The sequence below is a fragment of the Pannonibacter sp. SL95 genome (assembly GCF_026672425.1).
Taxonomy (GTDB): Bacteria; Pseudomonadota; Alphaproteobacteria; order Rhizobiales; family Stappiaceae; genus Pannonibacter.
In genome coordinates this window covers 949,871-971,680 of sequence record NZ_JAPPRC010000003.1, presented here as the reverse complement: position 1 = coordinate 971,680, position 21,810 = coordinate 949,871, and the positions used below count along the sequence as shown (strand labels likewise).

General features: G+C 66.8%; 17 protein-coding genes and 1 pseudogene. 4 read left to right on the top strand and 14 right to left on the bottom strand.

The genetic code is table 11. The features are described from left to right. Positions 1-46: 46 nt before the first annotated feature. The 3 genes from OVA12_RS05100 (at position 47) to xylA (ending at position 3,749) form a co-directional block, all read left to right on the top strand. Positions 47-814 carry an ATP-binding cassette domain-containing protein gene (locus tag OVA12_RS05100; RefSeq protein WP_326493900.1) on the top strand — a complete coding sequence of 256 codons (768 nt, stop codon included), beginning with the start codon at positions 47-49 and terminating at the stop codon, positions 812-814. Positions 815-985: 171 nt separating this feature from the next. Further along, positions 986-2,431, top strand: a complete 1,446-nt coding sequence (gene xylB, locus OVA12_RS05095; RefSeq protein ID WP_268135108.1) for a xylulokinase — start codon at positions 986-988, stop codon at positions 2,429-2,431. A gap of 1 nt (position 2,432) precedes the next feature. Continuing rightward, on the top strand, positions 2,433-3,749 hold the full coding sequence (gene xylA / locus OVA12_RS05090) for a xylose isomerase (RefSeq protein WP_268135106.1): 1,317 nt from the start codon (positions 2,433-2,435) through the stop codon (positions 3,747-3,749). Between the two features lie 59 nt (positions 3,750-3,808). Here the strand turns inward: xylA and OVA12_RS05085 are convergent, their stop codons facing one another. Further along, entirely contained in the window at positions 3,809-4,804 is a 996-nt protein-coding gene (locus OVA12_RS05085) for an ABC transporter substrate-binding protein (RefSeq protein WP_268135104.1), read from the bottom strand. A 552-nt stretch (positions 4,805-5,356) separates the two neighbouring features. Here OVA12_RS05085 and OVA12_RS05080 point away from each other — a divergent pair. Continuing rightward, on the top strand, positions 5,357-6,157 hold the full coding sequence (locus tag OVA12_RS05080; RefSeq protein ID WP_268135102.1) for a DeoR/GlpR family DNA-binding transcription regulator: 801 nt from the start codon (positions 5,357-5,359) through the stop codon (positions 6,155-6,157). A gap of 7 nt (positions 6,158-6,164) precedes the next feature. Here the strand turns inward: OVA12_RS05080 and OVA12_RS05075 are convergent, their stop codons facing one another. The 13 genes and pseudogenes from OVA12_RS05075 to OVA12_RS05015 form a co-directional block, all read right to left on the bottom strand. Continuing rightward, entirely contained in the window at positions 6,165-7,031 is an 867-nt protein-coding gene (locus tag OVA12_RS05075) for an aminoglycoside phosphotransferase family protein (RefSeq protein WP_268135100.1), read from the bottom strand. Between the two features lie 77 nt (positions 7,032-7,108). After that, positions 7,109-8,086: an NAD(P)/FAD-dependent oxidoreductase gene (locus OVA12_RS05070; protein WP_268135098.1), complete on the bottom strand. Its 978-nt coding sequence runs from the start codon at positions 8,084-8,086 to the stop codon at positions 7,109-7,111. A gap of 57 nt (positions 8,087-8,143) precedes the next feature. Beyond that, positions 8,144-8,851 (bottom strand): ABC transporter ATP-binding protein, encoded by a 708-nt coding sequence (locus tag OVA12_RS05065; RefSeq protein WP_268135096.1) that lies wholly within the window; start codon positions 8,849-8,851, stop codon positions 8,144-8,146. Beyond that, positions 8,848-10,584, bottom strand: coding sequence for a branched-chain amino acid ABC transporter ATP-binding protein/permease (locus tag OVA12_RS05060; RefSeq protein ID WP_268135095.1), 1,737 nt, complete (start codon positions 10,582-10,584; stop codon positions 8,848-8,850). The genes OVA12_RS05065 and OVA12_RS05060 overlap by 4 nt, the downstream gene beginning before the upstream one ends. Then, positions 10,571-11,440 carry a branched-chain amino acid ABC transporter permease gene (locus tag OVA12_RS05055; RefSeq protein WP_268135094.1) on the bottom strand — a complete coding sequence of 290 codons (870 nt, stop codon included), beginning with the start codon at positions 11,438-11,440 and terminating at the stop codon, positions 10,571-10,573. The genes OVA12_RS05060 and OVA12_RS05055 overlap by 14 nt, the downstream gene beginning before the upstream one ends. Positions 11,441-11,497: 57 nt before the next feature. Beyond that, positions 11,498-12,685 (bottom strand): ABC transporter substrate-binding protein, encoded by a 1,188-nt coding sequence (locus OVA12_RS05050; protein ID WP_268135092.1) that lies wholly within the window; start codon positions 12,683-12,685, stop codon positions 11,498-11,500. Positions 12,686-12,735: 50 nt separating this feature from the next. Next, positions 12,736-13,878, bottom strand: coding sequence for a CobW family GTP-binding protein (locus tag OVA12_RS05045; RefSeq protein ID WP_268135090.1), 1,143 nt, complete (start codon positions 13,876-13,878; stop codon positions 12,736-12,738). Then, entirely contained in the window at positions 13,875-15,554 is a 1,680-nt protein-coding gene (locus tag OVA12_RS05040; protein ID WP_268135088.1) for an amidohydrolase, read from the bottom strand. Before OVA12_RS05040 ends, OVA12_RS05045 begins: the two co-directional genes overlap by 4 nt. 289 nt (positions 15,555-15,843) lie before the next feature. Further along, complete coding sequence (locus tag OVA12_RS05035) at positions 15,844-16,617, bottom strand: SDR family NAD(P)-dependent oxidoreductase (protein WP_268135086.1); 774 nt, start codon at positions 16,615-16,617, stop codon at positions 15,844-15,846. Beyond that, positions 16,614-17,426 (bottom strand): annotated as a pseudogene (locus OVA12_RS05030) (SDR family NAD(P)-dependent oxidoreductase). The gene OVA12_RS05035 and the pseudogene OVA12_RS05030 overlap by 4 nt, the downstream one beginning before the upstream one ends. Next, positions 17,423-18,832 (bottom strand): transaminase, encoded by a 1,410-nt coding sequence (locus OVA12_RS05025; protein WP_268135084.1) that lies wholly within the window; start codon positions 18,830-18,832, stop codon positions 17,423-17,425. The pseudogene OVA12_RS05030 and the gene OVA12_RS05025 overlap by 4 nt, the downstream one beginning before the upstream one ends. Next, a complete protein-coding gene (locus tag OVA12_RS05020; RefSeq protein ID WP_268135082.1) occupies positions 18,829-20,319 on the bottom strand; it encodes an aldehyde dehydrogenase in 1,491 nt (496 codons plus the stop codon). Before OVA12_RS05020 ends, OVA12_RS05025 begins: the two co-directional genes overlap by 4 nt. Continuing rightward, positions 20,312-21,799 carry a tripartite tricarboxylate transporter permease gene (locus OVA12_RS05015; protein WP_268135080.1) on the bottom strand — a complete coding sequence of 496 codons (1,488 nt, stop codon included), beginning with the start codon at positions 21,797-21,799 and terminating at the stop codon, positions 20,312-20,314. The genes OVA12_RS05020 and OVA12_RS05015 overlap by 8 nt, the downstream gene beginning before the upstream one ends. Positions 21,800-21,810: the final 11 nt, after the last annotated feature.

Genomic DNA, 21,810 nt, shown 5'->3' with positions numbered 1-21,810 from the left:
GCCTCTTGGTGGAATGCCCAACCAGGGCGCAACGCCTCTGGTCGAAATGAAAGACATCTGCATCTCGTTTGGCGGGGTGCATGCGGTGGACCACGCCTATGTGGATCTCTATCCCGGCGAAGTGGTCGGCCTGCTCGGCCACAATGGTGCCGGCAAGTCAACGCTGATCAAGATCCTGTCCGGCGCCTACCGCCCGGACAGCGGCGAGATCCGCATCGACGGCAAGCCGGCAACCATCAACAGCCCGCGCGATGCCCGCTCCTACAACATCGAGACGATCTACCAGACGCTCGCGCTGGCGGACAATCTCGACGCGGCCTCGAACCTGTTCCTCGGCCGCGAGCTGGTGACGCCGTTCGGTTTCGTCAATGACGACCAGATGGAAGCCGAAACGCGCAAGATCATGGGCAAGCTCAACCCGAACTTCAAGAAGTTCAAGGTTCCGGTGAAAGCCCTCTCCGGCGGCCAGCGCCAGTCGGTGGCCATTGCCCGCGCGGTTTATTTCAATGCGCGCATTCTCATTATGGACGAGCCGACCGCAGCGCTCGGCGTGCACGAGACGCAGATGGTGGGCGAGCTGATCCAGGAGCTGAAGCGCCAGGGCCTGGGCATCTTCCTCATCAGCCACGACATCGAAGACGTGTTCGAGCTGTGCGACCGCCTGACCGTCATGAAGAACGGCCGCGTGGTCGGCACGGCCCGCACACAGGATGTCACCAAGGACGAAGTCCTCGGCATGATCATCCTGGGCAAGTGCCCTCCGGGTGCAAAGCCAGGTCCCGGCGCCATGGCCGAGGATCTCGAAGCCGCCTGAGCCGGGCCTGCTGACAGCAGCGGCCGGTCCGCATCGGGCCGGCCATCGCATCCGGGCAGCCGCCCTTTCCGGCTGCCTCCAAACCCGTTAAGACAAGGCTCCCCGGTGCCGGAACCCGACGTGGTTCGCAGGCCCGGGGTTCTCTTGGACCAGTTTTGAGGAACGCACCTCATGTTCATCGGCCTCGATATCGGCACCAGTTCCGTCAAGGCGGTGCTGCTGGACGACGACCAGCACCCTGTTGCCTCGGCCAGCGCCCATCTCGATGTCTCCCGCCCTCACCCCGGCTGGTCGGAACAGGGTCCGGACAGCTGGTGGACCGGCGTCGAGGCGACACTGGATGACCTCAGCCACCGGTTTCCGCGCGAGATGGCGGCCGTTCGCGGCATAGGCCTCTCGGGCCATATGCATGGCGCGACCCTGCTGGACGCCGCCGACCGGCCGCTGCGCCCCTGCATCCTGTGGAACGACGGACGCTCGGCCAGCCAGTGCACCGAGCTGGAGGCGCGTGAGCCCCGTTTCCTGACACTCGGCGGCAACCGGGTCATGCCCGGCTTCACCGCGCCCAAGCTGCAATGGGTGCGCGAGAACGAGCCGGACATCTTCGCGAAGGTCGCCAAGGTGCTGCTGCCGAAAGACTACGTGCGGCTACGCCTCACCGGCGAGCATGTCGGCGACATGTCGGACAGCGCCGGCACGCTGTGGCTGGACGTGGCGGCCCGCGACTGGTCGGAACCATTGCTGGCGGCAACCGGCCTGACCCGGGAGCACATGCCCCGGCTCGTCGAAGGATCGGATGCCAGCGGCCGTCTGCGACCGGAGCTGGCGGCACGCTGGGGCATGACACAGGCCCCGGTGGTGGCAGGGGGCGGCGGCGACAATGCTGCGTCGGCCTGCGGCGTCGGCGCCGTCAAGCCGGGCTCGGCCTTCGTCTCGCTCGGCACCTCCGGCGTGCTGTTTGTCACCAATGACCGCTTCTCGCCGAATGTCGCCAGCGCGGTGCATGCCTTTTGCCATGCCGTGCCGGATACCTGGCACCAGATGGGCGTGATCTTGTCGGCCACCGACAGCCTCAACTGGCTGTCGAAGATCCTGCGCCGGCCGGCCGCCGAGCTGACGGCAATGGTCACCGACCTCAAAGGACCGTCGGCAGTCCAGTTCATGCCTTATCTTGGTGGCGAGCGGACCCCGCACAATGATGTGACGATCCGCGGCGGCTTCCAGGGTCTCGCCCATGAGACCGGCGAGGCGGATCTGACCCATGCGGTCCTCGATGGCGTCGCCTTCGCCCTGATGGACTGCCTCGGCGCCCTCACAGCGGCCGGCAGCAGCGTCACGCGCGTGACGGCTGTTGGCGGAGGCTCCCGCTCGCGCGCGTGGCTGGAGATCATTGCCACCGTTCTGGGCGTCACCGTTGACGTGCCGCAGGACGGCGATTTCGGCGCGGCCCTGGGTGCTGCCCGCCTCGGACAGGCGGCGGCCGACGGCTACGACCCGGCCACCTTCTTCGCACCGCCGCTGGCGGCAAGCATCGACCCCAATCCCAACCTCCGTTCCGCCTATGCCGATGCCTATCGGCGCTGGCGGAACCTCTATCCTGCAATGAAGGAGATCTGACGTGGCCACTGGATTTTTTGACGGCCTGGACCCGGTCCGCTTTGTCGGCCCGGACGCCCGCGACCCCTACGGGTATCGCTATTACGACAAGGACCGCGTGGTCCTGGGCAAGCGCATGGAAGACCACCTGCGCCTGGCCATCTGTTACTGGCATTCCTTCTGCTGGCCGGGTGGTGATCCGTTCGGCGGCGACACGTTCCAGCGCAAGTGGATGGCCGCTGGTGATCCGATGCAGCAGGCAAGACTCAAGGCGGATGTCGCCTTCGAGATGTTCCAGCTGCTGGACATGCCGTTCTTCACGTTCCACGACCGCGACATTGCGCCGGAAGGCGCAACGCTGGCCGAGAGCAACGCCAATGTGAACGCCATCGCCGACATCTTCGAGCGCAAGATGGCGGACAGCGGCGTCAAGCTGCTCTGGGGCACGGCAAACCTGTTCTCCAACCGCCGCTTCATGGGCGGCGCCGCAACCAACCCGGACCCGGATGTCTTCGCCTATGGCGCGGCCCAGGTGAAGAACGCGATGGACGTGACGCACCGCCTCGGCGGCGCGAACTACGTGCTCTGGGGCGGCCGTGAAGGCTATGAGACCCTGCTCAACACCGAACTGAAGCGCGAGCTGGACCAGCTCGGCCGCTTCCTGACCATGGTGGTGGAGTACAAGCACAGCATCGGCTTCAAGGGCACGATCCTGATCGAGCCGAAGCCGCAGGAGCCGACCAAGCACCAGTACGACTTCGACGTCGCCACGGTCTTCGGTTTCCTCAAGGCCTATGGCCTGGAGAACGAGGTCAAGGTCAACATCGAACAAGGCCACGCGATCCTTGCCGGCCACTCCTTCGAGCATGAGCTGGCGCTTGCAAACGCGTTGGGCATCTTCGGCTCGGTCGACATGAACCGGAACGACTATCAGTCGGGCTGGGACACGGACCAGTTCGCCATGAACGTGCCGGAAATGGCGCTGGCCTACTACGAAATCCTGAAAGGCGGCGGCTTTACCACCGGCGGCACCAACTTCGACAGCAAGATCCGCCGTCAGTCGATCGACGCCGTCGACCTGATCCAGGCCCATGTCGGCTCGGCCGACGCCATCGCGCGCGGCCTGCTGGCGGCAGCTGCCATGATCGAGGATGGCCGTCTCGGCGGCTTCGTCAAGGACCGGTACGCCGGTTGGGACAAGCCGGAGAACGCCGAGATCCTGAAGGGGAACGTGACGCTGGAAGCCCTGGCCGACCGCGTGCACGCGACCAACCTCGAGCCGCAGCCCAAGTCGGGCCGTCAGGAATATCTGGAAAGCCTGGTCAACCTGTTCGTTTGACGCAAGTCGCAAGAAAGAAGGCCCCGCCCGGACCCCGGGCGGGGCTTTTTTGTTTCAGCTCAGAGCTTGTCGGTCACGACCGTCGTGGTCGCGCCCGTTGGCTCCTTGGAGATGACCGGGTCAGAGCCGCCCGACAGCAGCGACTTTACGGTGCGCTCGTAGGCGGCCTTGTCGAGCTTGCCATCCGAGCCATCAACCAGCTTCACGATCTCGCCGACCATGCGCTTCTGATGCTTTTCGGTCTGCGCGCCGGATGCATCATTTTCGAGCACGATTTCAGCGGCCTCATCCGGGTTGGCAGCGGCATAGGCCCAGCCCTTCATCGAAGCGCGGACGAAGCGGGCGTATTTGTCGACCATCTTCGCGTCCTTCAGGCTGTCTTCCAGCACGTAAAGGCCGTCCTCAAGGGTGGCAACGCCCTGGTCTTCATACTTGAAGACGACAAGGTCATCCGCCGGAATGCCCGCATCGATGACCTGCCAGTACTCGTTGTAGGTCATGGTGGAGATGCAGTCTGCCTGCTTCTGCAGCAGCGGATCGACGTTGAAGCCCTGCTTCAGAACGGTGACGCCGTCGGCGCCGCCGCTGGTCGGGATGCCGAGCTGGCTCATCCAGGACAGGAACGGATACTCGTTGCCGAAGAACCAGACGCCGAGGGTCTTGCCCTTGAAGTCGGCCGGCGCCTTGATGCCGGTTTCCTTGCGGCAGGTCAGCATCATGCCGGACTTCTTGAACGGCTGGGCGATGTTGACGAGCGGAACGCCCTTTTCGCGCGAGGCCAGCGCCGACGGCATCCAGTCGACAACCACATCGGCGCCGCCACCGGCGATCACCTGCGGCGGAGCAATGTCCGGGCCGCCCGGCTTGATCGTGACGTCCAGCCCTTCAGCCTCATAGAAGCCCTTGTCCTTGGCAACGTAGTAACCGGCAAACTGGCCCTGCGTCACCCACTTGAGCTGCAGGGTGAGCTGGTCAGCGGCCGACGCTGCGCCAGCGGACAGGACACCCGCAAGCATTGTGGCGGCGGCGAGAGCCTTTACTGCGAATTTCGCCATTCCCCTTCTCCTCTTGATCGGCCGGCGGTTTGACAACCGGCTCTGGAAAGCGCGGGGAACTGGCACGCACGCCGGCACGCCGAAACCGGGGGACGCGCGCATGGCGCGTCGCGGTTCATCGACCGTGACGGCTGTTCAATTGCCATTCCCCTTTGAGGCCCGGGTTTGCCCGGGTCCATTGTCTTGACTGTGCCGCTGAACGCGGTATCCATCGACAGCCTGCCACGCCTGTGCGGCATGCACCAGACGGGAAACAGGCTGACCAAATGGTCAAAAAACCGTAGGGAAAGCCGGCCCCACCGGTCAAGGTGATTGTTTGCGCAGAGGCGACCAGTTTTGCGGCATCGCCATGTCGCATGGAGAACAGAGCTCCGGTTGCATTTGGCCAAACAGACATGGCGGCGCCCGTCATTTTATGTTCATATGAACGTCGCCTTAGTTTCATATGAGCCGATTAATTCCGTCCCAAGATTGGCAAGCGTGCGAGTCGCGCGGGGCGGCCCGATATCGGGTCGCGCGACGCGTGATCCACCGGGATGGCGGCGATCAGGAATGATGATGGTGATGCTGGAGCAAGGGGAAATCTCGGAACGGCAGGCGGAGATCACCGATCTTGTTCAGGCCAACGGCTTCATGTCCGTGGAAAGCCTGGCCGAGCGGTTTGACGTTACCACCCAGACCATCCGCCGCGATGTGAACCGCCTTTGTGATCTCGGCATCCTGCGCCGCATGCATGGCGGGGTGGAACCGCCGGTGCCGACGGGCAACGTGCACTACAGCACCCGCCGGATCCTCAACTTGCCGGCAAAACGACTGATTGCCAGCCATGTCGCATCGCTGATCCCGGATGGGGCCTCCCTTGCCTTTTCGATTGGCACCACGCCGGAAATCGTCATGCAGGCGCTGGTACGCCACAGCGGACTGAAGGTCTTCACCAACAACCTGAACGTCGCCTTCACCGCATCCGAAAACCCCACGGTCGACGTGACCATTGCCGGCGGGCGGCTGCGCTCCGGCGACCGTGACATCCTGGGTGCGGGGACGCAGGAGTTCTTCGCCAGCTACAAGGTGGACTTCGGCATCTTTGGCGTCGCTGGCGTCGACGAGGACGGCACGCTGCTGGACTTCCACGAAGAAGAAGTGGCCGCCCGGCAGGCGATCCTGGCCAATTGCCGCCAGTCGCTGCTGGTGCTCGACCACAGCAAATTCGGCCGCGCGGCCCATGTGCGCGGGGGCCACATCAGCGATGTCAGCCATGTCGTCTGCGATGCGCCGATCCCGGCCGGACTGGACAGCATGTTGCAGGCCCGCGGCACGAAAGTTCTGATTGGAGCGGCACCGGACGCGCCATGAGCGGCGCTCAAAACACCGGATCGTCGAGAATGGCCTGAAGCGTCGCGCGGTGCTGCGCTTCACCCTGGTTGCCAGGCTCGCCTGCCAGCGAAATCAACGCCTTCCAGAGTGCCCACCCCCGCGCCCGGAGCCAAAGGCCAGCGTCGCCACCGGCCGTCTGTCGCAACCGGCGGCGGGCGGAATACGGCAGACTGGTCCAGGCAATCGAGTAGTCACACGCCGGATCGCCGACGGCGCAGTTGCCAAAATCGATCACGGCAGCAAGGCGTCCGCCGCGCACGATCAGATTGGCCGGGCTGACATCGCCATGCACCCAAACAGGGTTCTGGTCCCAGTGTACCGCCAGGGCTTCGTCCCAGAGATCCAGACATCGTTCCGTATCAACCCTGCCCTGAAGACGCCCAAGGGCTGAGCGGGTATCGGCGTCGTAGACCTGCAGCGCGCCGCCGCGCCAGAAGTTATGGGTACCCGGCGCGGGACCGGGGACGGGAGCCAGCTGCAACAGGGTGAGGAACCGGCCAAGGTCCTCAGCCAGGACGTCCAGATCGACCGTTCCATCGCTCGGCACCTGAGTCCCCTCGATCCAGGCGAGCACACTCCAGGAGTAGGGATAGCCAAGTGCCGGTGCCCCCTGCCCCAGCACCTCGGGGATTTCCAGTGGCAGATGCAAACGCAGGAGAGGCAGCAGACTGCATTCCTTTGGGATCTGTGCGGCATAGCGCTCGGCACTCGGCAGCCGCACCAGCTTGTCCACCCCGAGATGGAAAGTCCGGTTGCACCAGCCCCCGGTCGCGACCGGCTGCACCAAGAGATCCGCCCAGACGGGAAACTGGTCTGCGATCAGCGCGCGAACGAGATCCGGAGTTGCTTCCATGAAATAACGTGTCCCGCAGCAGGTTGTGCCGGGGCAGATCCTTGTCGGGAAAATGATGGCATGGCAAGCGCTGCGGATCACTCCGCTGCGCTGGACGCCCGCGACAGGCTGTTGGCGACAATCATGCCGAGCCCGTCGCCACTGTCGAAGGCAGCTTCGACACGGGCCCCGAGACCCCAGTCGCCACAGGCACCGATGCGCGCATCGGCGTTCCAGAGGAAGGGTTTGGGCGCGGTCTGTTCGACCCGGGCGTAACGCCAGCGATGGGCCGCCATGAAGCCGGGTGTGGCATCGGTGTTGAGAATGGTCCGAGCCAGCTGCCACAGGAGCGGTGTCACCTCGTCGGGCGACAGTTCCAGATGGGCGCGGCTCCAGGCCGGAGAGGCGTGGATGACCCAGGTTTCCGGCGACGGATCGCGGCCGGGCTTGGCCGAATTCCGAGCCAGCCACGACAGGGCCCCTTCCGGCGAGGCGTGATGATCCGGCCCACCCAGGGACTCTTCAAAGGCTGCCATCAGCGTCCAGCAGGGCGCGTAGCGCACATCGTCAAGGCCGGGCATCGACACACCGGCTGTTTGCACAAGCGGCAAAACCTGCGGTGCCGGAACGGCGAGAATGACGGCGGAAAAGGCTCCGTGCCCGGCGTCATGGACCCGGCCCTGCGCATCAAGGAGATGCCAGCCCCCCTCGACCGACTGCAGCGCCGTGATCTGCGTTTCGAGAAGCACATCGAACTGATTGGCCATCGAGCGAACAGGTGCACCGATGGCCGGAATGCCGACAAGGTTGTCGTCAAACCACGCGGTCACAATGCCCTCGGATGTCCAGTCCGCCACCGCCTTGCGGAAGGTGTTGCCGCGCGCGGTGAAGAACTGCGCGCCATGGTCAAAGCGCAGATCTCCAGCACGCCGGGTAGCCAGACGTCCACCGACACCACGGCTTTTCTCGAAGATCCGGCAGGTATGGCCGTTTGCCCGCAGACGTCGTGCTGCGGCAAGTCCGGACATACCGGCACCAATGATCGCAATGTCGGAACGGGGGCTTGCTGTGCTCATGACCAGTGTACGCCGGACATGAGCCGATGGACCACTCCCCCGCTCCTGATTTTCCTGTCACGCCGCCTGGACATCACCAAGGTACAAGTGATGCAGACGGTCCGGATCGGCGAGCAGCGGCTGCGGCAGACCGTCATAGACCAGTTCGCCCCGCCGCATGACATAGGCATGATCTGCGATCCGGAGCGCCAGCGCCGCGAACTGTTCCACCAGCAGGATGGCAAGGCCGGCGTCCGCCAGCCGGCGCACCGCCGCCATCAGCCGCTGCACCACCACCGGCGCAAGGCCAGCCGACATCTCGTCGATCAGGATCACCTCCGGACGGGTGAGCAGAGAACGGGCAATCACCAGCATCTGCTGCTCGCCGCCGGACAGGAGCCCGGCCCTGACGCCGCGCCGGTTGAGCAGCTCGGGAAAGAGGTCATAGGCATCGGCGAGATCGGCGCCCGGAGCCATGCCGACGAGCAGGTTTTCCTCGGTCGACAGCTGGCGGAACACGGTCCGCCCCTGTTCGACATGGGACAGGCCCGCCCGAGCCCGCTCGCCGGCGCGGGCAGCGATCACGCTCCGCCCGTTGAGGGCAATGTCGCCCCCGCTGGTCGGGATGATCCCGGAAAGCCCTTCCAGCAGCGTCGTCTTGCCGGCCCCGTTGGCGCCGAGCAGGACGCTGATCTGCCCCTTCTGCGCCGAAAGGCTGACCCCGCGCACCACCGGCAGACCGGCCCGGTTGATGACGAGGCCGGAGACGTCGAGTGTTCTGGTCATGCCGCATCCTCCTCCAGCGCTATGCCGAGATAGGCCTTCTTCACCACGGGTTCCTCCAGCACGCGCAGCGGCGGACCGGAGGCGATGACCTGGCCGAAGTCGCAGACCGTGATCTGCGAGCAGGCGCCGCGCACCAGATCCATGTCATGTTCCACCAGAAGCACGGACGAGCCGAACAGCTTGGGGATCTCGGCAATGCGCCGCGCAAGCCGCAGCGCCTGGTCATAGGACTGGCCGGCCGCCGGCTCATCGAGCAGCACCACCGCCGGCCGTGCGGCGACGACCCCGGCCACGTCCAGCAGCCGCCGGGTGCCGGCATCCACCGCCTGCACCAGGGTCTCAGGCGACGGACAGCCGATCCAGGTGAGCACGGCGGCGCTTTCCTCCGGGCTCAGACCGGGAGCGGCGAGGTCGAGATAGGCACCCACCGAGAGATCGGGCGGAATGCGGGTGGTCTGCCAGGTGCGGCGGACGCCGAGGCGCGCGCGCTCATGGGCCGGCAGCCCTTCGAGTGGCCGCCCCTCCAGGCGCACCGACCCCTCGTAGGCCGGGAGGAACCCGGTCACCGCGTCGATGAAGGTCGACTTGCCGGCGCCGTTGGGACCGATCAGCCCGACCACGGTTCCGGCCGGCACGCTCAGGCTGACGTTCGACAGCGCGACGACCTGCCCGTAGCGCACGCCGAGCCGGTCGATGACCAGCGTCGGCCCGGCAGCCGCCGGATCACGCCGGTTCCGGGGCGGCGGCAACACGGTGCCGACGGGTGCCGAGGGAGCAAAGCGCGGCAGTCCCAGCCTTGCCGTCAGGCTTGCAAGATTGCGCCGCAAGGTCTCGGCCATGGTCTCGCCGCTGGCCAGCGCCTGGACGGCGCCGAGGGCAAAGAGCACGTTGCCCACATCCTGCGGCAGGCCAAGGCGGCGCAGCAGCTCGGGAAACAGCGTCACCAGCATGCCGCCGATGATCGCCCCCTCGGCGAGCTGGGCCCCGGCCATGGTGGCGACCGCAAACAGCGCCAGCGACTGCATCATCGAGAAGTTTTCCGAGACGAGCGTGCCGAGATAGCCCGCCAGAAGTCCCCCGGACAGGCCCGCGATGAAGGCCGAGATGGCAAAGGCCGACAGCTTGGTCAGCGGGATCGACACGCCGAGCGCCGCCGCGGCCCGCTCGGAGTGACGGATGGCGAGGAAGGCGCTGCCGAGCCGGGAGCGTGACAGGATCGAAAGGCCGAGCGCGACCGCCAGATAGAACAGCAGCGCGAAGACAAAATAGCCCTCGTCGCTGTCGAACAGCTCCGGTCGGGCAACCGACAGGAAGCTGGTCTGTCCGGGGAAGGTGATCGTCGCCAGGATCACGTCGAAGGCCGCCGCAAAGGCCAGCGTCACGATGGCGAGGTTGATGCCGCGCAGGCGCAGGGCCGGCAGGCCGATGGCGACGCCAAACGGCACGGCCGCCAGACCGCCGAGCACGACCCAGACCGGCAGGCCGCCCGGAGCCTCAATGACATTGAGCCAGCCGACGGTCCAGGCGCCGACGCCGGCAAAGGACATCTGGCACAGGGCAATCATGCCCGCGCGGCCAGTCACCAGACCGAGGCCCTGCAGCGAGATCGCCGTGATGACGACGGCAGTGGCGAGGAACACCCAGTAGGACGGCAGCAGCCCGTAGACCGCAAGGCCCGCCACGGCGGTGACGACGACAAGGGCGAGACAGGAGGTGAGATCAGCGCGCTTCATCCCAGCGGGCTCCACGTTGCGACCACAGAAGAACGGCCAGGATGACAAAGAAGGGCAGGATGCCCCGGTACTGGCTGATGCCGTCGATGGCACTGCTCATGCCTTCGACGATGCCGATCGTGAGGCCGCCGGCCAGCGCCAGCGGGAAGGAGCGGAACGCGCCCACCAGCGCCGCCGCAAGGGCGGGAACCACCAGCAACGACAGCGACATGAAGTCGGGCGAGCGCTGCGGCGCGATGATCATCAGCGCGAAGGTCGTGAAGGCCCCCGTCACCGCCCAGACCAGCAGGGCGAGGATGCGCACGCGCACGCCCAGCAGTTCGGCTGCCATGGGCCGTTCCGACAGGGCGCGCAAGTGCAGGCCCGTGCGGGTGCGGTTGAGGAAGGCGTCGGCAAGCAGGGTGAACACCAGCGCCAGCACGACGGTCAGGACAGAGGCCACCGTCACCTCCACCCCTGCGAGACGGAAGGCCGAGCCGGGGAACAGGGTCGGAAACTCCTTCGGGCTCTGGCCGCCGGTGAGCCGCAGCCCCAGTGCGACAATCCCGACCAGCAGCGCCGCCGTGACCGCCGCCTTGGTGGTTGCGGTGGCTTCCGAGAACCACTGCGTCATGACGAGGCCGATGAGCGCGCCGGCCAGCGTGCCGACAAGAATGCCGAGCACCACGGCAGGCCACAGCGGCACGCCGAGGGAAATGAAACCGATCATGGAGAAGGTGCCGGCGGTGCCGATGGCCGCGCCGGTGAAATTGACCACGGCGACAAGGCGGAAGGTGAAGACCGCGCAGACCCCGAGCAGCGCATAGGCGCCGGCGGCAGTCAGCCCGGCCACGGCCGAGGTGAGAAGCGCATTCATGGCAAGTGTTCCCGCTGCAGGACGGTGGCACGGCGAACGCCGTGCCACCGGTGTCGGTCAGTTGGCGGACGGGAGAACGACCCAGTCCGGCGTCTCGACGGTCCACTTGCCCTTGTCGAGCTTCATCACCTTGGTCGCCTGCATCGGGGCATGACGGTCACCCTCGCCAAAGACGTAGGGCGTGCCGGCGAGTTCATAGGACTTCGGCTGCATCTTCTGCAGGGCCTCGGTCACGCTCTCGCGGGTCACTTCGCCGTTGATGCCGGAGAGGACATCCAGCATCACCGTGGCTGCGAGATAGCCGCCCTGGGAGAAGGCCGTCAGCGGCTTGCCGGCCGCCGTCATGGTGGCGATCCAGTCCTTGTTGGCCGCAGACCCGGTTTCCGTGAAGGGCTCCCACTCGGTGCCGACGTAGACCGGCTGAGTGCTGTCGGCCAGCGCCTTGGCAACTTCCTGGGTGTAGCCGGGGGCAAGGAACAGCCAGTTGATGCCGGTGATCTTCTGCGCGTCCGCCGTCTTCACCCACTGCACCACGCCCGGCTCGACCGCGTTCTGAATCACCGCATCGCAGCCCGCATCGCGCGCCTTGATGACATAAGGCGTGAGATCCCCCTGGAACGGCAGGGTCATGTCGAGCAGGTGGATCTTCTTGCCCGAGATCTTTTCCCAGGTCTCGATGGCGCCCTTGTAGGCTTCCTGGGTGCCGCCGATGATGATGAAGAAGCCGCAGACCTTCTCGGCCTTGAGCTGGTTGGTGGCGTAATAGGCCATCGCCGTCGACAGCGTGTAAGGCCCCACGTTGACCGGGGCAACCGACGGGGCGTTGAAGCAGGCGGCGTCGACGCCAAGGCCCTGCACCGACAGCACGCCCTTACGCTTGTAGGTGGTGGCGTTGACGGCGCAGTCGAGCAGGCTGCCCGAGCCGACGAGGGCCACCACTTCCTTGTTGTCGATGAGATCGCGCGCGGCCTGGGCCGCCACGGCCGGATCGGCCTTGTCGTCGGAGATCGTGTACTCGATCTTGCAGCCGTTGAGACCGCCCTTGGCATTGACCGCGTCGAAGACGGCAGCGGCAGCCTCGGGAACCTCGCTGAAGTCGGCCGGGCCTGTGATGGTGGAGACGGCGCCCAGACGGATCACGCCATCCTTGCAGGTGGGGCCGGCCGCCTCGGCGGCGGTCGTTGCGGACAGGCCGGCGAGGCAGGCAAGGGCGACGCCGCCCAGAAGCATCGAAATGGACTTCATGTGATAACCCTCCCAATCGCGTTGATCGCGGTTGATCCAGAAACAGCAGTTCAGGCGGCCATGTTCCCCGATGCGGCCATCGCGCCCCTTGCCGGGTTCTTGATAGCGGCCGCATCCACGTCGGCGAACCGGGCCAGGGTTCGCTCGATCACGTCGCGCGGAATGCCGCGCACGATGAAGACGAGGCGGGTGCCTCGGGTCTGGTCCGGCCAGGCCGGAAGGCGGACGGGCGGATGCAGCACATGCTGCACGCCCTGCACCAGCAGCGGACGGTCGCGGTCGTCGTCCAGTTCGACGAGCCCCTTCATCCGCAACAGGCTCTCGCCCTTGAGCAAGGTCAGATACTCAAGCCAGCGGAAGAAGGCGGGCGACGACAGCGGCTGGTCGATGACGAAAGCATGGGTCTCGATGCCGGCATGTCCGGTCCTCACAACTCCAGCAGGGAGATGATGGCCGCAGCCGGGGCCATGCACGTGGCCCGGATCGCCCGCCTGCGGATCGCTGCAGACGAAGCCGGCCGGCGCTGTGGCGGAGGCGAACCAGTCGACAGCAGCCCGGCCGAGCGCATCCGGATCGAAGCCCGTGCCGATGAGACGCGCGGCCGCGACATGCCCCATGTCGGCTTCCAGCACCCGCGCGGCCGGATTGATGAGGCCCAATGCAATGCGCAGACGCTCCAGCTCCGCGTCGCTGGCCAGATCCGTCTTGGTGATGACGATGCGCTCGGCAAGGCCCACCTGTTTCACCGCCTCCGGATGGGCGTTGAGGGTGGCAAGGCCGTTGACGGCATCAACGGCGGTCACGACCCCCTCCACCGCCAGCCGGCCCGACAGCGCGGGGGCAACCAGCAGCGTATGCAGCACGGGCACCGGATCGGCGAGACCCGTGGTCTCGATCAGGATGCGGGTGACGGAGGCCAGCTCGCCCTTGTCGCGCCGGGCGAGGATCCCGGTCAGTGTGGTGACGAGATCATCCCGCACGGTGCAGCAGATGCAGCCGTTGTCGAGCAGGGCAAAACGCTCCTCGCTCGTCTCCACCAGCAGGTGATCAAGGCCGATCGCGCCGAATTCGTTGATGATCGCCAGCGTGCCGTCCAGCGCCGGCTGGCGCAGCAGCCGGTTGAGGAGCGTCGTCTTGCCTGCCCCGAGAAATCCGGTCAGGACCGTGAGCGGAAGAGGTGCGGCACCGGTCATGCCAGCGCCTCCGTGCCATGCACCAGCCGCCCCTCGAACCAGGTCTGCAGCACCCGGGTCTTGCCGATCGCACCGGCCGGGCAGGTCAGCACGTCCTGGTCGAGGACGATGATGTCGGCGGACTTGCCGATCTCCAGCGAGCCGACCACATCGCCCAGACCCATCATGCGGGCCGAGTTGATGGTGAAGATCTCGAGCACGGTGGCGATATCGAGCGCCTGTTCCGGCCACAGGCTCTCGCCCGGGAAATCGCCATGCGGGTTCTGACGCGTCACCAGACCCTCGATGCCGGTCCAGGGGTTCGGGTTGGGGATCACCGGCCAGTCGCTGCCACCGGCCATCAGGGCACCGGCGTCGAGCAGGTCGCGGTTGGGCCAGAAGCGGGTGGCGCGTTCGACGCCCATGGTCTGCTTGTGGCCCTCGAGGAAGGCGGTCGGGAACCAGATGAAGGGCGACAAGTCGGCCCCCATGCCCAGCTCGCGGAAGCGGGGGATGTCCGCGTCCCGGATGTAGCTGGCATGGGCGATGTGATGCGTCAGCCGCGTCGGGCCGTTGAAGGAGCGCACCACGTCCAGCGCATCCAGCGCCATGGTCACGGCCGCATCGCCCGCGCAGTGGATCTTGACCGACAGGCCGAGGTCCTCGCAGCGGCCGATCCAGCGCACCAGTTCCGGTACGGTCGCCAGCGTCGTGCCGCGGAAGCAGCAGCCGAAGACCGCATCGGGCGTGTAGGGTTCGTGGAAGGCCGCGGTGCGCGCACCGGGCACGCCGTCGAGGAAGATCTTGGTGAAGTCGGGCCGCACGTGCCGGCTGCGGAACGTGTCGCGCAGGGCAAACAGCTCCTCGCCTGCCACGCCGAACAGGAACGACGGTTCGGTGACCGGCATGGCGCCGCTGGCCCAGGCGGTCAGCAGGCCGCGATCATCCAGTCCCTTCAGTGCCGCCAGCACGGGCTGCATCGCCGCCGCATCGAGGAAGGCCGTCACGCCATGCTGGTTGAGCGTGGCGATGGAATGGGCGACGGCGGCCCGGTCCATGTCCTCGGTGTAGTGGCCGCTGGCGACGATGGTGCGCTCGATCAGACCGGCCGCGGCCTCGATCATGATGCCGGTGAGGCGGCCGGACGACGGGTCACGGCCGAAGCTGCCCTGGTCCGGATCGGGGGTGTCCTCGGTGATGCCGGCCAGCCGCAGGGCCGCCGTGTTGACCCAGCGGTTGTGATAGGTATCGTCGCGCAGCATGACCGGACGGCCGAGGCTGGCCGCGTCCAGCAGGGCGAGGGACTCCTCGCTGTTGAACAGGGCAAGGAGATCGCTGCCCCATTGCGCGCCGATGATCCACTTGCCCTCGGGCGTCGTCTCCGCCGCCGCGCGCACCTGATCCAGAATGGCCTCGCGGCGCAGCGTGTTGCCGAAGCGCAGCTCGAACAGCTCCGCCTGCCCACCCATCATCATGTGCGTATGAATGTCGACGATGCCGGGCATCGCCAGCCGGCCGCCGAGATCGACGACCCGCGTCTCAGGTCCGATGTGCGGGCGCACGTCCGCGTCGGTGCCCACGGCGATGATCCGGCCATTGCGCACGGCCAGCGCCTCGGCGCTGCTGCGCGCCGGGTCAACCGTGTAGATGCGGCCGTTGGTCAGAACCAGATCGGAGACGGCGTGAACTGCGGACATGGGTGATCCTCCCCCCACTTGAAGATGAAACAGGCCCGGACAGATCCCCGGGGCGGCAGCGGTGCCGCGACTTGGTCTTGATTTTTGAAGGCCAGCGTCAGTGGTGGCCTGAATGGTTTTCGCTTTTGGGGGCCGAGGGTAAGAGACCCCAGCCCAGCGGTATTTGCAGCGCTCGTCCAGCTCAAGGCAGGCTTCACCGGCCTGCGCGCTGGATCAAGCAAAAGTTCATCCGGCATTAAGGGCCGGATCCGCCGGGTCTCCTCCACCCTGAAGAGACGCGGCGGGCACATCAGACCGCCCTGTTCTGGGTCGGTGAGCGCCCGCCGCCATCCGCCACGAGGACGGTGCCCGTGACGAAAGAGGACTGGGCGCTGGCAAGGAACAGGCAGCAGGCCGCGATCTCCTCCGGCTCGGCAATGCGGCCAAGCGCAATCCGGCGGGTGAGCGCGGCAAATTCCTCCTCGCGCGTGGTCCCGGCGGCGCTAGCCGCAAGGTCCATCTCCATCTCGCTCATCGGCGTGCGCACCCAGCCGGGCGCGATGGCATTCACCCGGATGCCGTCGCTGCCATGGGCATAGGCGAGCGACCGGGTCAGGGCGACAACGCCTGCCTTGCTGGCGGCATAGCTGGCGCTGTCCGGGCTGGCGTTGAAGGCTGCGACCGAGGCGATGTTGACGATGGTGCCGCCCTGTCGCTTCAGAAGCGGCAGCGCCGCGCGGCAGACCATCATGGTGCCGGTGAGATTGACCGAAAGCGTCCGCGCCCAGACGGCATCCTCGATGCTGTCGGGACGGTCCGGGACGATGAGGCCGGCGGCATTGACGAGACAGTCGAGCCGCCCGTCGCAGGCCGCAATTGCCCGGTCGATGTCGGCGGGGCTGGTCACGTCGCCATGCACGGCAACGCCACCGGTCGCCGCCGCCATCTGGTCGAGCGCCGCGCCGCCGAGCCCAAACAGCACGAGCCGCGCACCTTCGGCGGCAAAGCGCTCGGCCGTCGCCGCCCCCATGCCGGTGGCAGCCCCCGTGATCAGCGCGGTGAGGCCTGACAGTGCGCCGCTCATGCCGCGCCCTCCCCTGCCCCGAAATGGCTCGTCACCGCATAGCCGGTCTCCGGCAGGGTGGAGCCGCCGTCGACGACGATGGTCTGGCCGGTGATGTATTTCGCCTCGCGCGAGGCGAGGTAGAGCATGGCGCAGGCGATGTCGTCGGCCTCGCCCATCCGGCCCATGGGGATCGCGGCACCGATCTCGGCCTGCTTTTCCGGGGTGCTCAGCGTGCCGCGCCCCGGCTTGGCGATGAAGCCCGGCTCGACGCCGTTGACCGTGATGCCGCTGCGCGCCAGCTCGAAGGCCGCGCCCCGGATGAAGGCGTTGAGCCCGGCCTTTGCCGCCGAGTAATGCGCCCCGCCGGCCATGGCCACCCGCGCGGACACGGACGAGGTGAACAGGAGTGCACCATGGCTAGCCGCCCGCATCCCCGGCACAGCCGCCTGGGTCAGCCACACGGCCGCCTTCAGGTTGATGTCGAGCGCTTCGTCCAGCTGATCCTCGGTCATCTCCTCGATGCCCGCCCAGGGACAACCGCCGGCATTGTGCACCAGGATGTCGAGCTAGCCCTCGCGCGCCGTGGTCTCCTGCACCAGCCGGGCGAGCCCGTCCCGCGACAGGTCGGCGAGAGCCACGGCGGCGGCGGAAAGGCCCCGTCCACCGAGGGTCCGGGCCAGCTCTTCGGCGACATCAAGCGTGCGGTTGGCAATGATGACAAGCGCACCGGCCTCGGCCAGCCGCGTGACGATGGCCGCGCCAATGCCGCGCGCGCCGCCGGTGACCAGCGCGACCTGTCCGTCGAGGCGGAAGGGGGGCGTCGTCATCCGGCAATGCCCTCCCGGTCGAGGAGCTCGATGAAGCGGGCGAACACCTCGGTGTGCCGCGCCACATCCTCGTCGGTGCTGGCCGGGCACATCAGGAACATGGTGTGGAACGGCGTCACCAGGATGCCCTCGTTCATGTAGAAGGCATGCAGCAGCGTCTCGAGATCGCCCTGCCGCGTGGCAATCACATCGGCGCCGGAGCGCGGCACTTTCGGCGTGAACATGATCTCCGCGCGCGCGCCGATCTGGGTCACGTGCCAGGGCTTGCGGCTGCCCGAGATCAGCGCCCGCGCCTCCTCGGCCAGCCGCGTCGCCAGCGCGATCATGCGGGCGTAGTTCGCCTCGGTGAGCACCTCCTCGAGCACGGCCTTCATGGTGGCGACGGTGAGCGCATTGCCGGCCAGCGTGCCGCCGATGCCTAGATGCGCCGACTGGCGCAGCTTAGGATTGGCATGGGGCACGACCTGCCACATGCGCTCGGCGACCGCCTGGCTCAGGCCGAAGATACCCGCCGGAATGCCGCCGGCGATGGCCTTGCCGGCCACCAGCATGTCGGGCTCGAGGCCATTGAGGGCCGTGTAGCCGCCGGGGCCGCAGGAGATGGTGTGTGTCTCGTCGATCACCAGCAGCGTGCCGGTCTCGCGCGTCAGCCGCCGCAGCGCGTCATGGAACCCGGGCTCGACCGGGATCATGCCGAAATTGGTCATCAGCGGCTCGGTCAGCACGCAGGCGACGTCACCGGCTTTCAGCGCCTGTTCCAGGGCCGCGACATCGTTGAACTCCACCACCCGTGACACGGCCGCATGGTCGACCGCATTCGGATGGATCATGTTGCGCATGCCGATCTTGCCGTTTCGGATCTCGACATGGGCCTCCTCGACGCCGCCGTGATAGCAGCCGGAGAAGACCAGCACCTTGTCGCGGCCGGTGATCATGCGGGCGATGCGGATGGCACCGCGGTTGGCATCGGTGGCCGAGGTGGTCAGCGTCCAGTAGGGCAGACCGAAGCGGCGGGTGAGTTCCTCGCCGACCCAGAGGCTGTCCAGCGTCGGCAGCATCATGGTGGTGCCGCGCTGCAGCTGGTGCAGGGCGGCCCGGGTCACCGGCTCCGGCGCATGGCCGCACATGCCGCCGGTGTCGCCCAAACAGAAGTCGACATAGTCGTGACCGTCGATGTCGCGGATGCGCGCGCCGCTGGCCGCCTCGGCATAGATAGGAAAGCCGCCGGCCCAGCGGCGCATCCAGTGCGAGGGGCCGCCATAGAGATAATGCTCCCTCCCCCTCGCCCAGGCGGCGGCAGACTTCGGATGCCGGGCGGCAAACCGGGCCTGCTCCGCCTCGATCAGGCGGTCGATGGCGGCGGCGCGGTCGGTGGCCTGTTGCGTCGGGGCGTAGTCGATGGTCATGTCAGGGAAATCCACGCGCTCTTGAGATCGGTGTAGCTGTCGAAGGCATGCAGCGACTTGTCCCGGCCGAAGCCGGACTGGCGGAAGCCGCCGAGCGGCACGGTCAGGTCCGAACCGCCATAGGTGTTAACATGCACGAGGCCGGCGCGGACCCGGGCGATCATCCGGTGTGCCCGGCCGAGGTTGGCGGTCCAGACGCCGGCGGCGAGGCCATAGTCGGTGTCGTTGGCAAGGCGAACGGCCTCGTCCTCGCTGTCAAAGCCCTGCACGGCCAGCACGGGGCCGAAGACCTCCGCCCGCGCCAGCGCCATCTCCGGCGTCACGCCGGCAAACACCGCCGGTGACAGGAAATAGCCGCCCGTCTCCGTCCTGATGCGCGCCCCGCCGGTGAGGCATTCAGCGCCCTCCTGCGTGGCGCGGGCGAGATGCGCCTCGACGCGGGCGAGATGCTCGGCACTCGACAGGGCACCGATGTCGGTGGTCACGGCGAGCGGATCATCGACGCGCAGGGCCTCGGTCGCCTTCACCAGCTCGCCAAGGAAGGCCTCACGCACGTTGTTCTCGACCAGAAGCCGCGAACCGGCGACGCAGACCTGGCCGGCATTGCGGAAGATTGCGTTGGCGGCTGCCTTCGCCGCCTTGCCGAGATCCGGTGCATCGGCAAAGACAATGTTGGGCGACTTGCCGCCCAGCTCCAGATGCACCCGCTTCAGGTTGGAGCGGGCTGCATAATCGAGAAGCCGGCGACCAACCCCGCCCGACCCGGTGAAGGCAAGCGCATCCACGTCCATGCTGAGCCCGAGCGCCTCGCCGGCGACCGCGCCCTCGCCGGTGACGACATTGAGCACGCCCTCCGGCAGCCCGGCCTCCACGCAGATGCGGGCAAGGCGGAGCAGCGTCAGCGACGCGCTTTCGGCCGGTTTCAGCACGACGGAATTGCCGGCAGCAAGCGCAGGCGCCAGTTTCCACGCCCCGATCATCATCGGGAAGTTCCAGGGCACGATGGCCCCGATGACGCCCAGCGCCTCGCGCCGGACGAGGCCCAGGACGCCTTCGGCCGTCGGCGCGATCTCGCCATAGACTTTGTCGATGGCCTCGCCGTAGTAGCGGAAGGTGGCGGCGGCCGACAGCGGTTCAGCTTTCAGCGCCATGGAAATCTCGGTGCCGTTGTCGCGCACGCCAAGGACGGCCAGCTCCAGCGCCTCGCGCTCGATGGCCTCTGCAATGCGCAGCATCACCTTCTTGCGCTCGGACGGTGCCGCGCGCGACCAGCTGCCACGCTCGAAGGCGGCGCGGGCGCTGGCGACGGCCCGGTCCACATCGGCCGCGCCGGCCAGCGCCAGACTGGTGAAGACCTTGCCGTCGAGCGGGGACACCACATCCATCCGGCGACCATCGACGGCCGCGGCCTCGCGGCCATCAATGAACAGCTGCTGCGGAGCAACGGGAAGGTGTCTCAGGGCGTCGATGCGAGCCTGATCAAGCATGGGCCTTGTCCTTGGCGCGGTTGCGCAGATGGGTGGTGATGTGCAGGCCGATCGCCAGGATGATCATGGCAAAGAGGATGAAGGCGATCGGACGGTCGATGAAGTCGAGGGGCGACTTCACCCGGGTCATGGCCGTGCGCAGCTTTGTTTCCATCAGCCCGCCCAGCACGATGCCGAGGATCACCGGCGAGGTCGGCAGGTCCAGCCGCTTGAGAATGAAGCCAAAGACGCCAAAGCCGGCGGCAATGGCGCAGTCCGTCAGTGAGTTGCGCAGCGAATAGACGCCGATGAGGCTGAAGGTGAGGATCATCATGCCAAGGAAGCGGCTGGGGATGCGCATCACCTGCATGAGGATGTTGGTGGAGGTCATCAGGAACAGGATGACCAGCACGTTGAGCACGAAGAGGGCGATGTAGAGCGCCAGCACAAAGTCCATCTGGTCGCGGAACAGCTGCGGCCCGGGGATGACGTTGTGGACATAGAACACCGACAGCATCATGGCCGTCAGTTCCTCGCCCGGGATGCCGAGGGCTAGCAGCGGGATCATGGCGGCGGGCGGCACCGAGTTGTTGGCTGCCTCCGAGGCGACGATGCCTTCGGGGTTGCCCTTGCCGAACAGTTCCGGCGTCTTCGATGTCCGCTGGGCATAGCTGTAGGAGAGGAACTGCGACATGAACTCGCCGACGCCCGGGATCATGCCGCAGATGACGCCAAAGCTGGAGCCGACGGTGGCCAGGCGCTTGTACTTGAAGATCTCGGTGAGGCCCTGCAGGAACTTGCCCTTCACTGGCGGCAGCTCGTAGGTCGTGTCGCGCTGGGTCAGCAGCAGGAAGGCCTGCGACAGGGCAAAGATGCCGAGCACCACCACGATCAGGTCAACACCCGAAGCCAGCCAGGTCTGGCCGAAGGTGTAGCGCTGGGTATAGGCGGTGCCTTCCAGCCCAACCGTCTTCAGAAAGATGCCGAAGCAGACCAGCATGCCGGCCGCAAGGATCTGGCCGCGATGGGTCAGCACCACCAGCACGATGCCGAGAAGCGCCGCCAGAAAGATCTCCCGCGCTCCGAACATCGGCGCGATGGAGGCAAGCACCGGCGCCAGCAGGATCAGGCAGAGGATCGAGAAGATGCCGCCAAAGAAGCTGGCCGAATAGGCAAGGCTGAGGGCGCGGCGCGCCTCACCGCGGCGGGTCATCGGATAGCCGTCATAGGTGGTCAGCGCATTGACCGGCGTTCCGGGCGTGTTGATCAGGATCGCAGGGATCGCGCCGCCGAACATCGACGAGCCATAGATGCCAAGGAGTGCCGTCAGGCCGACGATCGGCTCCAGCGAAAAGGTTGCGGGCAGCAGGATGGCGATGGCGACCGCCGCGCCGACCCCCGGCATGGCCCCGACAATCACGCCGCCGACCGACCCGATGACGAGTGCGGCAAAGACATCCCAGCGGGCGAGGATCTCGAGACTGGAAAACAGCAGGTCCATGGTCCGTTCCG